The 14,953-nt window shown below is 68.9% G+C and carries 12 protein-coding genes; 4 read left to right on the forward strand and 8 right to left on the reverse strand.

What is annotated here, in order from left to right:
- Positions 1-34: 34 nt before the first annotated feature.
- The 7 genes from metG to ACYQML_RS18320 all read right to left on the reverse strand — a co-directional run bounded on the left by metG (position 35) and on the right by ACYQML_RS18320 (position 7,647).
- Positions 35-1,636: a methionine--tRNA ligase gene (gene metG, locus ACYQML_RS18290; RefSeq protein ID WP_461233607.1), complete on the reverse strand. Its 1,602-nt coding sequence runs from the start codon at positions 1,634-1,636 to the stop codon at positions 35-37.
- 82 nt (positions 1,637-1,718) lie between these two features.
- Positions 1,719-2,774 carry a DNA polymerase III subunit delta' gene (locus tag ACYQML_RS18295; RefSeq protein ID WP_461233608.1) on the reverse strand — a complete coding sequence of 352 codons (1,056 nt, stop codon included), beginning with the start codon at positions 2,772-2,774 and terminating at the stop codon, positions 1,719-1,721.
- Positions 2,764-3,459, reverse strand: a complete 696-nt coding sequence (gene tmk / locus ACYQML_RS18300; protein WP_461233609.1) for a dTMP kinase — start codon at positions 3,457-3,459, stop codon at positions 2,764-2,766. The genes ACYQML_RS18295 and tmk overlap by 11 nt, the downstream gene beginning before the upstream one ends.
- Positions 3,456-4,715, reverse strand: coding sequence for a D-alanyl-D-alanine carboxypeptidase family protein (locus ACYQML_RS18305; RefSeq protein ID WP_311275180.1), 1,260 nt, complete (start codon positions 4,713-4,715; stop codon positions 3,456-3,458). Before ACYQML_RS18305 ends, tmk begins: the two co-directional genes overlap by 4 nt.
- A gap of 165 nt (positions 4,716-4,880) precedes the next feature.
- Complete coding sequence (locus ACYQML_RS18310) at positions 4,881-6,323, reverse strand: septal ring lytic transglycosylase RlpA family protein (RefSeq protein ID WP_461233610.1); 1,443 nt, start codon at positions 6,321-6,323, stop codon at positions 4,881-4,883.
- A 396-nt stretch (positions 6,324-6,719) separates the two neighbouring features.
- On the reverse strand, positions 6,720-7,025 hold the full coding sequence (locus tag ACYQML_RS18315; RefSeq protein ID WP_056424261.1) for a ribbon-helix-helix domain-containing protein: 306 nt from the start codon (positions 7,023-7,025) through the stop codon (positions 6,720-6,722).
- The gene (locus ACYQML_RS18320) at positions 7,009-7,647 is read right to left on the reverse strand and encodes a ParA family protein (RefSeq protein WP_056424260.1); all 639 of its coding nucleotides are present in this window, start codon (positions 7,645-7,647) and stop codon (positions 7,009-7,011) included. Before ACYQML_RS18320 ends, ACYQML_RS18315 begins: the two co-directional genes overlap by 17 nt.
- Positions 7,648-8,125: 478 nt before the next feature.
- Here ACYQML_RS18320 and ACYQML_RS18325 point away from each other — a divergent pair, with 478 nt between their 5' ends.
- Positions 8,126-8,704 carry a PAS domain-containing protein gene (locus tag ACYQML_RS18325; protein ID WP_461233611.1) on the forward strand — a complete coding sequence of 193 codons (579 nt, stop codon included), beginning with the start codon at positions 8,126-8,128 and terminating at the stop codon, positions 8,702-8,704.
- A gap of 34 nt (positions 8,705-8,738) precedes the next feature.
- Here ACYQML_RS18325 and cobF read toward each other — a convergent pair whose 3' ends face one another.
- The gene (gene cobF / locus ACYQML_RS18330; protein WP_461233612.1) at positions 8,739-9,497 is read right to left on the reverse strand and encodes a precorrin-6A synthase (deacetylating); all 759 of its coding nucleotides are present in this window, start codon (positions 9,495-9,497) and stop codon (positions 8,739-8,741) included.
- A 42-nt stretch (positions 9,498-9,539) separates the two neighbouring features.
- On the opposite strand from cobF, the gene ACYQML_RS18335 reads away from it, so the two are divergent.
- The 3 genes from ACYQML_RS18335 (at position 9,540) to ACYQML_RS18345 (ending at position 14,942) form a co-directional block, all read left to right on the forward strand.
- On the forward strand, positions 9,540-10,013 hold the full coding sequence (locus tag ACYQML_RS18335) for a hypothetical protein (protein WP_461233613.1): 474 nt from the start codon (positions 9,540-9,542) through the stop codon (positions 10,011-10,013).
- A gap of 87 nt (positions 10,014-10,100) precedes the next feature.
- The gene (locus ACYQML_RS18340; RefSeq protein ID WP_461233614.1) at positions 10,101-11,789 is read left to right on the forward strand and encodes an efflux RND transporter periplasmic adaptor subunit; all 1,689 of its coding nucleotides are present in this window, start codon (positions 10,101-10,103) and stop codon (positions 11,787-11,789) included.
- 12 nt (positions 11,790-11,801) lie between these two features.
- On the forward strand, positions 11,802-14,942 hold the full coding sequence (locus ACYQML_RS18345) for an efflux RND transporter permease subunit (protein ID WP_461233615.1): 3,141 nt from the start codon (positions 11,802-11,804) through the stop codon (positions 14,940-14,942).
- The last annotated feature ends 11 nt before the right edge of the window (positions 14,943-14,953 follow it).

The following is a 14,953-nucleotide window of genomic DNA, read 5'->3' on the forward strand; positions in this document are numbered from 1 at the left end:
ACTCGGGATTCTCGGTGACGCTGCGGACCCCGCCTCAGACGGCGGGAGCCTCCGGCTCGACGAAGCGCGGGAACAGCCCGCTCGGCGCCGGGAGCGCCGTGCCCGACACCAGCCGACCCTCCTCCCCGATATCCGCGAGCTGCCGCCTGTCGGCGGGCACGGCCAGGAGGTCGAGGAGCTTGGCGCCCGAATCCGGCATGAAGGGCTGCACCAGGATGCCGATGGCCCGCAAGGTCTCGGCCACCACGTAGAGCGAGGCGGCCATGCGGGAAGGGTCGGTCTTGCGCAGGACCCAGGGCTTCTGCGCGTCGAAATAGCGGTCCGAGGCCGTCACCACGGCCCAGATGTCGGCGAGCGCCGTGTGGAGGGCGAGCTTGTCCATCGCCACCCGCACGGAGCCCGGCAGGGCGTCCGCCAGCGCCAGGAGTGCCCGGTCGTCCTCCGTGAAGTCGCCGTGCTCGGGGACGAGGCCACCGCAATTCTTCGCGATCATGGAGAGAGAGCGCTGGGCGAGGTTGCCGAGACCGTTCGAGAGGTCCGCCGTGTAGCGGGTGATGATGGCCTCGTGGCTGTAATTGCCATCGCCGCCGAAGGGGACTTCGCGCAGGACGAACTGGCGCAACGCATCGACCCCGTAGGTCGCGATGAGGTCCATCGGATCGACCACGTTGCCGAGCGACTTCGACATCTTCTCGCCCTTGGAGAGGAGGAAGCCGTGGCCGAAGACGCGCTTCGGCAGCGGCAGGCCCGCCGACATCAGGAAGGCCGGCCAGTAGACCGCGTGGAAGCGCACGATGTCCTTGCCGATGACGTGCAGGTCCATCGGCCAGAAGCTTTTTCGTGGATCCGCATCGTCGGGGAAGCCGGTGACCGTGAGGTAGTTCGTCAGCGCATCCACCCAGACGTACATGACGTGGTCCGGGTGCCCCGGCACCGGCACGCCCCAGTCGAAGGTGGTGCGGCTGACGGAGAGGTCCTTGAGGCCGGAGCGGACGAAGCTCGCCACTTCGTTGCGCCGTGTCTCGGGGCCGATGAAGTCGGGCTGGGCCTCGTAGAGGGCGAGCAGCCGATCCTGGTAGGCGGAGAGACGGAAGAGGAAGTTCTCCTCCTCCATCCAGGTCACGGCCGTGCCGGTCTCCCGCGCGCGGCGTGTCCCGTCGGGGGCGGTCTCGGTCTCGTCCTCATTGTAATAGGCCTCGTCGCGCACCGAGTACCAGCCGGCGTATTTCGACAGGTAGATGTCGCCATTGGCCTCCATGCGCCGCCAGAGTTCCTGGGCGGCGGCATAATGATCCGGCTCCGTGGTGCGGATGAAGCGGTCGTGGCTGCAGTTCAGCGCCTCGGCCATGGCCTTGAAGCGCGCGGCCATGTCGTCGACCAGGGCCTTCGGGCTGATCCCGGCCTTGGAGGCGGTCTGCTGGATCTTGAGCCCGTGCTCGTCGGTGCCGGTGGAGAACAGCACGTCGTAACCGTCGAGGCGCTTGAACCGCGCGATCGCGTCCGTGGCGATCACCTCGTAGGCGTGGCCGATATGCGGCGCGCCGTTGGGATAGGAGATCGCCGTGCTGATGCCGAAGGTTTTCGCACCGGAAAGGGCCTTGGCATCGGAAAGGGTGGGGCCTGGATCGTTGGCCATCGCGTAGCGGTATCCCCGGATACAGGGTTCATGGGTTCACGGGACGGCTCCGGGAGCACGGGCCGAACCGGCTCACGTCCCTTCAGCGTACGGCGCCCGCGAGGTCGCCGAACAGCGAGAGGATCAGCGGCCGGCGGTCGAGGTTGTAGATCGCGGCCTCCCGGGCGGCGCGGGCGATCTTGTCACACACCTCCACCAGGGCCGCAAGGCGAGCGGGGGGCTCGTGGCGCCGTCTGTCGAGTTCGGCGGAGACGAAGCGGAACACCGCCTCGAGGCTCGCGGCGAAATGCTCGTCCGCGTCCCGCCCCGAAAGCTTGTCGGCCAGTGCCAGGATGCGGCGCCAGTCGGGATGGTCGAGGCGCGAGAGCAGGGTCTCGACCTCGCCGACGAGGTTGGATGTCGCCGGGTCGAGCATAGCGAAGCCCTGCGCCACCGAGCCCTCGGAGAGGGCGGCGGCACGGGCCAGGACCTCCGGGTCGGGCCGGACGAAAGGGGGAGGGAAGCTTCCCAGGACCTCGGCCACCTCCCCCTCCCCCAGGGGCCGCAGGTTGAGGGCACGGCAGCGTGAGCGGATCGTCGGCAGGAGCCGGCCCGGCGCGTGGCTGACGATCAGGAAGAGGCAGCGCGGCGGCGGCTCCTCCACCATCTTGAGCAGGGCATTGGCGCTGTTGGCGTTGAGATCCTCGGCGCTGTCGACGATGCAGATGCGGTAGCCGTCATTGCCCGCCGTCGAGCCGAACAGGTCGAGGGCATGGCGCGCGGCATCGACCGAGATCTTGGTCGCGAGCGTCTTGGCATTGTGCGGCCGCGTCCGGCGCAGGGCCACGAGGTTGGGATGCGACAGGGCCGCCATCTGCCGCGCCGCCGGATGCGAGGGATCGACCGCGAGGGTATCCGGGATGCGGCCGGGGCGCGGGTTGGCGATGAGCCAGCGCGCCACCCGATAGGCCAGGGTCGCCTTGCCGATGCCGCGCGGGCCGCCGATGAGCCAGGCATGGTGCAGGCGTCCCGAGCCGATCCCTTCGATGAAGGCGGCTTCCGCCTCCGCATGGCCGACGAGGCCGGCCTGCTCGCGTGGCCGTGGAATATCGGCGAGGTCGCCGGGTTCGACATCCTCCGGAGCACGGTCAGGCCGCATCGTCGGCGGCCTCCGGGCTGGAGAAAAGGCTAGGCAGGCGGGCCGCGAGGGCGGCTGCGATCGCCTCTTCCACCGCATCCGGGGGGAGGCCGGCATCGATGACGACGCAGCGCTCCGGCTCCGTTGCGGCGATGGCGAGGAACGCCTGCCGCAGGCGGGTGTGGAAGGCGAGGGCCTCCGCCTCGAACCGGTCGGCCGCCTCCCCCTCCCCGGCGCGGGCCTTCGCCCTGGCGAGGCCGATGACGGGGTCGAGGTCGAGGATCAGGGTGAGGTCGGGCTTCGTGTCGCCGACGACGACCCGCTCCAGGGCCGAGAGAAGGGTCGGTTCGAGGCCTCCCGCCGCTCCCTGATAGGCACGGGTCGAATCCGAGAAGCGGTCGCACAGCACAGTCTCGCCGCGGTCGAGGGCCGGGCGGATCAGCGTGTCGAGATGGTCGATCCGGGCGGCTGAGAAGAGCAGCGCCTCGGCGAAGGGGCCGTGCCGCTTCACCGTTCCAGCCAGCAACGCCTCACGGATTTCTTCGGCCTTGACCGAGCCGCCGGGCTCGCGCGTCGTCACCACCGGCATGGAGGACGCACCGCGCAGGCGCGCCGCGAGACGGGCGATCTGGGTCGATTTCCCGGCCCCCTCCCCGCCCTCGAAGGTGATGAAGACCCCTCCCCGCCCGCGGTTTCGGCCGGTCACGACTTGGCGCCGGCCTTATCGGTCGCGCTGGCCTTGTCACTGGCACCGGCCTTGTCGAAGGCGCGCCGGAACAGGCCGGTCCCGAACTCCCAGGCCCCGTCGAGGGCGCGCTGCGGGATCGTGCCGGCTGGCACGTCTTCTCCGGCATAGACCGGCAGGTCGAGGGCCTGGGTGTCGCCGCGGGTGATGCGCAGGCGGCCCACCTCCTTGCCCTGTTCCACCGGCGCGGTCAGGGGACCCTGATAGACGACGCGGGCGCTGATGCGGTCGCCGTTGCCACGGGGCAGGAGCACCCGGACCGGCTTCTTGGCCACCAGCGGGACGCTACCCTGCGCCCCGCCGAAGACGGAGGCATCGGCCACGGTCTCACCGCTGGCGAAGATCTGGCGCGGCTCGAAGGCGCGGAATCCCCATTCCACCAGCTTGCGCGACTCGGCGGCGCGGTCGCGCGCCGTCTTGAGGCCGCTGACCACCATGATGAGGCGCTGGCCGTTCTGGACCGCCGAGCCCGTGAGGCCGTAGCCCGATTCCTCGAGATATCCGGTCTTGAGCCCGTCGGCCCCGATATCGAGGGTCAGCAGCGGATTGCGGTTCTGCTGCTTGATCTTGTTCCAGGTGAACTCGCGCTCGGCGAAGATCTTGTAGAGATCGGGATAGGTGTCGATGAGGTGGATCGCCAGCTTGGCGAGATCGCGTGCGGTGACCTTCTGGTCCGGCGCGGAATAGCCGGTGGCATTGCGGAACGTGGAGCGCGTCAGGCCGATTTCCTTGGCTCGCGCGGTCATCATCCGACCGAAATTCTCCTCCGAGCCGGCGATGCCCTCGCCGATGGCGATGGCCGCGTCGTTGCCCGATTGCACGATCAGGCCGCGCAGCAGATCGGACAGCTTGATGCGGCTGTTGAGCTGGGCGAACATCGAGGAGCCGCCTCCCCCGGCACCGCCCCGGCGCCAGGCGTCCTCGGTGATCTGGAATTCGCTGTCCATGCTGAGCCGGCCCTGCCGGATCTCGTTGAACACGATCTCCGTGGTCATCAGCTTGGCCATGCTGGCCGGCGAGAACAGCTCGTCGGCCGCTTTTTCGAACAACACGGAGCCCGAATCCGCATCGATCAGGATGGCGTGGGGAGCGGCTGTCTGAAAGCTCTGGGCGAGGGCCGGGAGGGCGGCGAACCAGCCGATCGCCGACAGGCTCAAGCCGGCCAGTCCGGCCCGAAAGCCGGCGGCCAGATTCGTCCGGTTCGTCGTCGCACGCATCGTTCGCCTCATGCCCGTCGGCCCCGAGGCTTGGCTGATAAGCCCGGTCCGTTCTCGCCCTTGCCAGATGGTATAGCGGATCGCCCGCGAAATCGAACGCAACTTTGCCGATGATGTCGCGACACGGTGGACGAGACGATACCGCCGGTCTCGGTCGTTCGACGGTCAGTTGACCTCGGCGATGCGCGAGCGGCGTGGCTGGGCCGGTTTCGCTGCGGCGGTGGCGACTGCCGGGGCGGACGACTTGCCGCGTCCGGCCTGTGCGCCGACGGGCTGCGAACCGGCCGGAGGCACGGACAGCTTGGCGACGCTGGCCTTGGCCGTTCCCAGCGGGCTCGAGGGCGGCGCAGCCGGACGCAGGTTCGCCACCGCGGCATGGCCTGTCGCGGAGCGTGCCAGGGTCGCGGTGCTCCCCGTCTTCACCACCGGGCCGCGCGAGGGAGCAGGGGCGGCCGCCATCCTCTGCGGTGCCGCCGGGACCGGCACGTGGGCGAGTTTCGTCTTCGGAGCGGAGGATTCCAGCTTGGCCTGGAGCGTCTTCGCGTCCTTGGTCGTCGTGGCGCCGTGCTTCGATGCCTGGGCAGGGGCTTGGGCAAGGTTCTGGGCTGGGCCGGCGCTCGAAGCGAGGCGCATCGCTGCCACGGCGTGGGGCGGCGATCCCTTCGCCTTCGGCGCGGCATGAGCCATCTGCAGGGCCGGTGCCGGGCGATCCGGCATGGTCGGCCGGAACGCATGCGACCGGGACGCGGTGGGCTGCAGGGCCGCCGGTACGGCGACGCTGGAGCCGCCTGCCACCAGGACCGGCGCGGGCCGGGCAGGACGCGGCGCGGGAGCTGCATCGTCCTCGTCAGGGGCCGGCTTGAAGGCCATGGCGGGACGTTGCGCGCGCGACAGACGCTCCGTTTCGGCATCGGGGCCGAGATCGGCCATCATCACCGGTGAAGCGCCGCCGACGCGGGCAGGCGCGCCATCGGTGCGCAAGGTCGCCATCAGCTTGCGGTCGTCGCTGCCGGCAGTGGAGGCCTTGCCCACATACTCCACCCGGACCTTGGCGGTGCCGCTGCGGTGGAATTCCAGGGCCTGGGCCACCTCCTCCGACACGTCCATGAGCCGGTTGGCATGATAAGGGCCGCGATCGTTGACGCGCACGATCATCGAATGGCGGTTGGCGAGGTTGGTGACCCGGACGTAGCTCGGCAGGGGCAGCGTCGGGTGGGCGGCTGCGATGGAGTGACGGTCGAATACCTCGCCGTTGGCGGTCATCCGGCCGTGGAACGCGCTGCCGTACCAGGAGGCCAGTCCCTCGCGGACATAGCCCTTGGCATCGTCGCGGGGCACGTAGGTGCGGCCCGCCACCACGTAGGGCTTTCCCGAGAAGCGGCGGCCGCCGCCCTTGGGGATCGTGTCGCCCTCGTTATAGAGGCGAGGACTGGCCTTCACACCGTATTTCGGATCGTAGGACGATCCGGAGGACCCGGCCGGGCCAGCGAGCTTCTGGGTGTTCTGCGCGCAATTGGCGGTGGTCAATGCCACCACGGACACGGCGAGGAGGCGCAGCAGCGGTACGCCCGCCGTTGGAGCCGATCCGGCCTTCGTCGAACGCGCCATACCGAACCGCCCAGCACTCTACGCTCTCGAAACGCCATACAGGGCTCGGGGAACGGAAGAGCGATCCGGTCCGGCCGTCGAAGGCCGCCCGGAAAGAGCGGGCTTCGATTGCACAGACAATTGTCGGGTTGACGTAAAGGAAAGCTGAACGCTGCGGGTCGAGGGCGGGGCCGGCCTTATCCGCTCATTCATCCAGTGAAGAGCGCGCTACAAAACCCTGTCAGAGTGAAGAGAATCACGTTCTCGCGGTTGTGGACATCGTCTCGAAATTCCGCCCCGAAGGTCAGGAGGTCGGTGCCGCCAAATGCGGATGTGTCAGTTGAGGGTGTGTAAATAAGTATTTGGCAAAAAATGATTTTCTCCTGTCGATGCCTGGCATCGACAGGAGACGGGATATCAGCGGTGGCTCGTCTCGTTCAGCCGCTCGATCGGCATGGTCCCGCGCTGTTTGAACAGCAGATCGAGGGCTTCCAGCATGAGCGCATGCATCTTCGTGCGCTCGGTATGGGCGAGGTCGCGCAGCTGGTCGTAGACCGGCGGCTCCAGATAGACCGACATCTGCCTGGCACGCTCCTTCAGGGTGCCCGGCGCCTTGCGGACGGGCGTGTGGCCCGTATCGAGCTGGACGATGTCGGCGCTCCTCCCTGGGGAGGCGGCTCCCGCGACGATGGAGGCGAGGCTCGGCCTAGGCGGCTTTGGCATGTTTGACGACCTGCATCCGCTTCTCGATCCACGTCCAGAGCTTGCGGACTTCGCCGGCGGCCTGGCCCTTGGGGTTGAATTCGGTGACGCCCTGACCGACGCCGATCGCGTCCTGGTGATCGGTCCGCGCGACGATGTTCACGTCCGGCAGGATGCCCAGCACGGCGAGGCCATCGGCTGCGTCGCGGATCCGGTAGGAGCGCGGCGGGGTCTGGTTCAGCACGAAGGCGAACTTCTTCTCCAGGCGGTAGATGGCGGCCAGGGTCGGCTTGAACGCGCGCAGGTCCGCCGGGGTGGGGCGGCAGGGGATGATGCAGAGATCGGCCGCGCGGATCGCCGAGAGCGTGCCGGTGGAGTCGACGCCCGGCGTATCGATGAAGACGTAATCGTAGGAGGATTCACGCAGCTGGGTCATGACGGCTTCGATCTGCGTCGCGTCGATCTGCGCCACTTCCGGGCCATCCGCCGTGCGGTGGTCGAGCCAGTCGCTGATCGTCGCCTGGCGGTCCATTTCCAGGATGCAGACCGACAGGCCGCGCTCCTGCGCCGCCACCGCCAGTGAGATGCACAGGGTGCTCTTTCCACTGCCTCCCTTCTGGGTGACGAAGGTGATGGCTTTCATACGGGAGCCCTTCTCGCGGCTTGAGATGTCGCATTCCTGCCGTGCCGGGGCGAATATCGGCCCGGAGGCCGATCGAATTCCCGGCCTCGGATCGACACCGGACGCGCTCGAAGCCGTCGTCCCGTGACACCAGGATGCCTTGATCCCGGTTTTTGGCGGGTCATGGTTAATCAGTGGTTAAGATCGACGCCGGGGCTCGGAGGGTTCCGTTGGCTGAGGATCGTGCGCCACGATCGATCTCCCCGTCCCCCGGCGAACATGCACTTGGTAGCAATCTCAGGTTGCCTTTAATGCACGTTTGACGTGTTGAGCGCTTTCGGTGATGCAGTTTTAGGGGTAGAATGCGGCCTCTGTCGCCGGATAGCGAAGCATTTCTCAACCTCAGGTAATGACCCAATGGAGGTCCGACCTGGCTTCGGTATGCTCCGCGGTCACTGTTTCGCTGTCAGTGCCCCGGCCCCTGCGGCCCAGGAGATCCATGCCTGCGCGCACCAGCTTTTTCCCCGACGACTCGGATAGCCTTCGGGATGCGCTCGACGCATCGGGAATCGTTGGCGTCTGGTCCCACGACGTCTGGGCTGGCCGCATCGCCGTCTCCGGTTTGCTCGCGGAGATTCTCGGCTTCGCTCCGGAGACGGAGGTCGTGAGTCTCGACGCCTTCCTGACTGCGATCCACGATGAGGACCGGTCTCGCGTGGAGAATGCCCTACATGCCGCCACCGAGGGGGGCGGTCTGTTCGAGATCGTCTTCAGGACGGTTCGAGGCGAGCGCCGGCTCGGCCTGCGCGGACGGGTTGAGCGGGACGGGTCTGGCGAGTGCGCAAGGGGGCTCGGCATCGTCATCGATCACACCGAGGATGGCGCCCTCCCTCATCAGCCCGACATGCAGGCCCAGGCGGCGGCCAACCGCATGGCGGAACACGCCATCGCCCTGCAAGACCTCGCGACCGGCTTCCACCAGCCGAAGCTGACGGCACTCCTCGATGCCCTGATGCGAGAAATCGGCTTCACGCTGGCCGGTCACATCGAGAGGGGCGAGCGACGCCGCGATCATTGAGGGCGGGGTAGGCGTCGAGAGACGTGATCCTGGCCTAATCGGCCGGCTTCCGTAGCAGGTAGATGTCCATGATCCAGCCGTGGCGTGCCCTCGCCTCCGCCCGGATGCGCCGGATCTCGGCGGCGACGTCGCCGAGGCGGCCCGAGAGGGTGATCTCGTCGTCGCTCCCGAGATAGGCGCCCCAATAGATCGTCAGCTCCGGGTCGAGATGGGCGAAGGTCGGGTCGCCGTCGAGCATCACCACGGTGGTGTCGGCCTCCTCGGAGAGGCCGCCGGCGATCTGGCGCCCGGTGGTGATCTGCACCGGCGCGCCGATGCGGTTGAGGGCGATGCGGTGACTGGCCGCCAGGGCTTGGATGCTGGTGATGCCCGGGATCACCCGGTACTCGAAGGCGAGGCGGCCCCGCGCCACGATCCGGTCGATGATCCGTAGGGTGCTGTCGTAGAGCGACGGGTCACCCCAGACCAGGAAGGCACCGGTGCCGTCCTCGGGAAGCTCGCGCGCGATCATTGCTTCGTAGAGAGCCGCGCGAGCGCTGTGCCAATCCTCCACGGCGACGCCGTAATCGGCCGGATTCCGGTCCCGCTCCGGATCCTGGGCCTCGACGATGCGGTAGTGCCGCTCCTCGATGTAGCGCTCGCAGATCTCCCGCCGCAGGGCGACGAGGTCGGCCTTATCTCCTCCCTTGTCGAGGACGAAGACCACATCCACCGTGTTCAAGGCCCGGATCGCCTGGATCGTGACGTGCTCCGGATTGCCGGTGCCGATGCCGATCACGAGGATCTGTCTCACGCGTCTAGCCTTCCGAGTTGCGATCGGCCCTGTCGCGGGCGCATGCCCTATGCTACGCTCTGCGCCGACATGAAACCCATCCGGCGCAATCTGGACCGGAGCCTCGCGCTCTGGCTGATGACGGTGATCCTCGCGATCGCCGGCTTTGCCATGTCGTCGCCCGCGAGCGCCCATACCGGGCATGGGCACGGAACCGGGGCCCAGGTCGAGCGGGTCCAAGTCGAGCGCGTCCAAGTTCAGAACGCCCGCGAGACGAAAGCGGTCCAGGGGATCACGTCCGATAGCGGCATGCGTGCCGTAGTCTCGGTCCTGCGGGCCGAGCCTCATCTTGGCTGTGCCGGTCCCTGCTGCGCCGGCGGCTGTGGCGCTCCCTGTTGCGCCCTCGGCCTCGCTCCCACCGAGGGCGACGTCGCATCCTCCGCCAGACTGACCGGACCCGTTCCCGCAGGTGCCGCCTCCGCACGGACGGATGCCGCCCCGGATTCCCCGTCCGAACCCCCGAGATCCTTCGCCTGACGTAACGACGGCGTTCCCGCGCGGCTGCCTTCCGGCCTCGCGTGGATCGCCGTCTCCTGCTTCAACGGCGCCAAGGTTTCTCGCATCATGTCCATCGTTTTTCCGGCTGCCCTGCGCCGTGTCGCAGGGTGCGCCATCGCCTGGGCGGCCCTGACCGGCGCGGTCCTGTCCCATGAGGGCCATTCCCACGGAGACGAGGCCCCTACCCTGCCCGTCGCGGCGGCAGCACCGCGAGCCGAGGCGAAGTCGGAGCGCTACGAACTCGTCACCACCGTGCAGGGGCACGATCTCGTCTTCTATCTCGACGCGTTCGAGACCAACGCGCCGGTCACCGACGCCACCCTCGCCCTCTCGACGCCGGACGGGCGCAGGAAGGCCGAACTCCAGGCCGACGGCACCTACCGGCTTTCGGCGCCCTGGCTCGAGGAGGCGGAGCATCACGATCTCCTCGTCGCGGTGACGGCGGAGGGCAGCACCGACATCCTCTCCCTCGATCTCGACCTGCCCGCCCCCAAAGCCGCGGCTGCGGCGTCCGAGACGGCGACCGCCGCCTCCCTGGTCGAGCGCCTGACGCACCAGCCGCCCTCCGTCACCGCCGCCGGGGGCTTCCTCCTCGGCCTCGGGGCCGTCGTCCTGATCCGGCGTCGGCGCACGATTCCCATCGTCGTCGTCCTGGCGGTCACGGCGACGATCGTGCTGGGCAGCGCCGCCCTCGCCCATGAAGGCCACGATGCCGCGCCGGCCGAGGGGGGGATGATGGTGAGCCCGCCCTCCGGCGGCGCCGACCGGGCCAAACGCCTGGGCGACGGGTCGATCTTCGTACCCAAATCCCTGCAGCGGCTCCTCGTCCTGCGCACCGCCCTGACGGCGACGGAGAACGTGGCCCGCACCGTGGCCCTGCCCGGCCGGGTCATCGCCGATCCCAATGCCAGCGGCGTGGTGCAATCCTCCGTGGGCGGCCGCCTGGCCCCTCCGGCAAACGGATTTCCTCGCCTCGGAACCCGTGTGACGCGCGGCGAGGTGCTCGCCACCGTCACCCCGCCCGTCCAGGCGGTGGACGTCTCCGACATGCGCCAGCGCCAGGGCGAACTCGACCAGCAGATCGCGATCCTCGACCGGCGCGTGGTCCGGTTCGAGCGTCTGGCGGGGACCGGCGCCGTGGCGCAGACCCAGCTCGACGATGCCCGCTCCGAGCGCGACGGGCTGAAGGACCGCCGCGCCGCCCTCGATGCGGTCCGTGGCTCGCCCGAGGCACTGGTCGCACCCGTGGACGGAGTCATCGCCGAGGCCAGCGCCACTGCCGGTGCCATGGCCGCCCCCGGCACCGTCGTCTTCCGCATCCTCGATCCGAAGAAGCTTTGGATCGAGGCGCTGAGCTTCGAGGCCCTGTCCCCTGAGGGTGCGGCGACGGCCCGGCTCGGGGACGGGCGCAGCATGGCGCTGGCCTATCGCGGTGCCGGCCTGGCCGATCGCAATCAGGCCGTTCCCGTGCAGTTCGCGGTGGAAGACGACACGACCGGTCTTCGTCTCGGCCAGTTCGTCACCGTCCACGCCCCCCTGACGGGGGAGCGGACCGGTCTCGCCGTCCCACGGTCCGGCATCCTCCGCGCCGAGGGCGGGAGCGTCGTCTACGAGCATGTCGGCGCCGAGCGTTTCGTGGCACGCACCGTCCGCACCGATTCCCTCGATGCCGACCGTACGCTCATCGCCGGCGGTTTGGAGCCGGGACGGCGCGTCGTCGTCCAGGGTGCCGAACTCCTCGACCAGATCCGCTGAGGAGGCAGACCCATGTTCGGCCTCATCGTCGCGCAATCCCTGCGCAACCGCCTGCTCGTGCTGGCCCTCGCCTTCGCCCTGGTCCTGACCGGCGCGCTCTCCCTCGCGCGCCTGCCCGTCGACGTACTCCCCGACCTCAACCGGCCCACGGTCACGATCCTGACCGAGGCCGAGGGGCTCGCCCCCACGGAAGTCGAGCAACGGGTGACCTACCCGATCGAGACCCGCATGAATGGCCTGCCCGGTGTCAGCCGGGTGCGCTCGGTCTCGGGCATCGGCCTGTCCATCGTCACGGTGGAGTTCGAGTGGGACACCGACCTGTTCCGCGACAGGCAGTTCGTCAATGAAAGGCTGGCGCTGGCGCGCTCGGAACTGCCGCCGAACGTGGTCCCGCAGATGGGGCCGGTCTCCTCGATCATGGGCGGCATCCTGCTCGTCGCCGTCACCTCGAAGACCGCGACCCCGATGCAGGTGCGCGAGACCGCCGACTTCACCTTGCGCCCGCGCCTGCTCTCGATCCCGGGCGTGGCGCAGGTGATCCCCATCGGCGGCGAGGTGCGCCAGTTCCGGGTCGCCCCCAATCCCGCCGCCATGCGGGCGCTGGGCGTCACCGACGAGGCCCTCACCCGAGCCCTGCAGAATTACGGCGGCAATGCCGGTGGCGGCTATTCCGAGGCCGGCGGCCGCGAGGTCCTGATCCGCGCGCTCGGCCGCACCACCGATCTCGACGACCTTCGCAATCTCGTCGTCACGACGCCGGGCGGTCCGGTCTACCTGCGGCAGGTCGCCGAGATCGCCTTCGGAGCGCGGCCCAAGCGCGGCGACGGCGGCTTCATGGGCAATCCCGCCGTGGTGGTCTCCATCGAGAAGCAGCCGGGGATCGACACCGTGCGCCTGACCCGCGAGGTCGAGGCGGCGCTCAAGGAGATCGGCCCCTCCCTGCCGCACGGAATCGAGGCCGGCAACGTCTTGTTCCGGCAGGCGGATTTCATCGAGACATCGCTTCGCAACGTGATCACGGTACTGATCGAAGCCGTGGCCGTTGTGGCCGTGGTGCTGTTCGCCTTCCTGATGAACATGCGCACCACGCTGATCTCGCTCGCCGCCATTCCCGTCTCGATCCTCGCCACCGCCACGGTGTTCTCTCTGCTGGGCCTCTCCATCAACACGATGACGCTCGGCGGCCTCGCCATCGCCATCGGAGAGCTGGTGGACGACGCCGTCGTCGATGTGGAGAACATCCTGCGGCGCCTGCGCGACAACCGGGCGGAAGGCTCGCCCCGCACGTCCTTCGCGGTGATCGTCGACGCCTCGAACGAGGTGCGCTCCGGCATCGTCTACGCCACGATCATCATCTGTCTCGTCTTCGTGCCGCTCTTCGCCCTGTCGGGGATCGAAGGCCGGCTCTTCGCGCCGCTCGGCCAAGCCTACATCATCGCCATCCTGTCGAGCCTCGTTGTCTCGCTGACCCTGACGCCCGTCCTCTCCTCCTGGCTGCTCCCCGGCCTGAAGAGCCTCGACCATCCCGAGAGCCGGCTGATCCGCTGCCTCAAGCGCGCCAATGGGCGCCTCGTGGAGACGGCCTTCGCCCATCAGCGTCTCGCCATCGTCTGTGCGATCGTCGCGGTGGCCGCCGCCGGCTATGGCGCGGGACGCTTGCCCCGCGCCTTCCTGCCAACCTTCAACGAAGGCTCGTTCACGGTCACCACCACCTTCACCCCCGGCATCTCGCTCGCCGAATCCGCCCGCGTCGGCACCATCGCCGAGCGCCTGCTGATGGAGATCCCCGAGGTCGACAAGGTCGGTCGCCGCACGGGCCGCGCCGAGCTCGACGAGCATGCCGAAGGGGTCCATTCCACCGATCTGGAGATCCGCCTGAAGCCCGGCGGACGCGAGCGCGACGCCATCACCGCCGAGATCCGGGGGCGGCTTTCCGTTCTTCCTGTCACGGTGAATGTCGGCCAGCCGATCTCGCACCGGCTCGACCACATGCTCTCCGGCGTCCGGGCCGAGATCGCCCTCAAGCTGTTCGGCGAGGATCTCGACGCGTTGCGCCGCACCGCCGAATCCCTGCGTGAAACCCTGTCCGCGATTCCGGGCGTCGCCGACCTCCAGGTCGAGCGGCAGGTGCGCGTTCCGCAGATCGAGGTGCGGGTCGATCCGGCGAAGGCCGCCCTCTACAGCGTCTCCCCCGCGACGGTGGTGGATACGGTGGGGCAGCTCGCCAACGGACGCGTTGTCTCCACCCTGGTCGAGGGCCTGCGCCGCTTCGATGTGGTGCTGCGTCTGCCCGAAAGCGGCCGCTCCATGGCCGCCTTGCGCGACCTCCTCATCGAGACGCCGTCGGGCTGGGTGCCCGCCCACGCCCTGGCCGACATCGCCGAGCGGGACGGTCCCAACCAGATCCAGCGCGAGAACGGCCGTCGCCGCATCGTGGTCCAGGCCAACACCGTGCCGGGCTCGGACGGCTCGAAGGTTGCCGCCGCCATCGGACAGGCCCTGGCCCGGACGACCCTGCCGGAGGGAATCAGTGCGCGCCTCGAAGGTGCGTTCGAGGCGCAAGGGGAAGCGACCCGCCGCATCGGCCTCCTCGGCCTCGTCTCCTTCGCGCTGGTCTTCGCGCTGCTGGCGAGCCGCTACCGCTCCGGCGTGCTGGCTCTCATCGTCATGGGCAACGTGCCGCTCGCCCTCATCGGCAGCGTCGTCGCCCTCACCATCGCCGGGCTGCCCCTCTCCGTGGCCTCGATGATCGGCTTCGTAACGCTCACCGGCATCGTCGCCCGCAACGGCATCCTGAAGATCAGCCACGTGCTGAATCTCGGGTTGAACGAAGGGCTGCCCTTCGGCCCGGCTCTGGTGCTTCGGGCGAGCAACGAGCGCCTCGTGCCGGTGCTGATGACGGCGCTCGCCGCCGGCATCGCCCTGGTCCCGCTGCTCCTGGACGGGACCGCGCCCGGCAAGGAGATCCTGCACCCCGTGGCCGTGACGATCTTCGGTGGCCTCATCAGCGCGACGCTCCTCGACGCCGTGCTGACGCCGGTTCTGATGCTGCACTTCGGCGGCCCCGCCTTCGCCCGACTTCGCGAAGCGCCCGGCGATGAAGCCCCCTCCCCGGTGGCGGGGACCATGCCCTCCCCGCCCGCAACCTTTTGACGACAGGGAAC

The organism is Methylobacterium sp. CM6244, assembly GCF_054817885.1.

Excerpts from the sequence above, each read along its gene's own strand:
- ACYQML_RS18305 (WP_311275180.1), bottom strand. The coding sequence starts at position 4,715 with ATGCGTGCGACGACGAACCGGACGAATCTGGCCGCCGGCTTTCGGGCC.
- ACYQML_RS18310 (WP_461233610.1), bottom strand. The coding sequence starts at position 6,323 with ATGGCGCGTTCGACGAAGGCCGGATCGGCTCCAACGGCGGGCGTACCG.
- metG (WP_461233607.1), bottom strand. The coding sequence starts at position 1,636 with ATGGCCAACGATCCAGGCCCCACCCTTTCCGATGCCAAGGCCCTTTCC.
- ACYQML_RS18315 (WP_056424261.1), bottom strand. The coding sequence starts at position 7,025 with ATGCCAAAGCCGCCTAGGCCGAGCCTCGCCTCCATCGTCGCGGGAGCC.
- ACYQML_RS18295 (WP_461233608.1), bottom strand. The coding sequence starts at position 2,774 with ATGCGGCCTGACCGTGCTCCGGAGGATGTCGAACCCGGCGACCTCGCC.
- ACYQML_RS18325 (WP_461233611.1), top strand. The coding sequence starts at position 8,126 with ATGCCTGCGCGCACCAGCTTTTTCCCCGACGACTCGGATAGCCTTCGG.
- ACYQML_RS18335 (WP_461233613.1), top strand. The coding sequence starts at position 9,540 with ATGCCCTATGCTACGCTCTGCGCCGACATGAAACCCATCCGGCGCAAT.
- ACYQML_RS18345 (WP_461233615.1), top strand. The coding sequence starts at position 11,802 with ATGTTCGGCCTCATCGTCGCGCAATCCCTGCGCAACCGCCTGCTCGTG.
- ACYQML_RS18340 (WP_461233614.1), top strand. The coding sequence starts at position 10,101 with ATGTCCATCGTTTTTCCGGCTGCCCTGCGCCGTGTCGCAGGGTGCGCC.
- ACYQML_RS18320 (WP_056424260.1), bottom strand. The coding sequence starts at position 7,647 with ATGAAAGCCATCACCTTCGTCACCCAGAAGGGAGGCAGTGGAAAGAGC.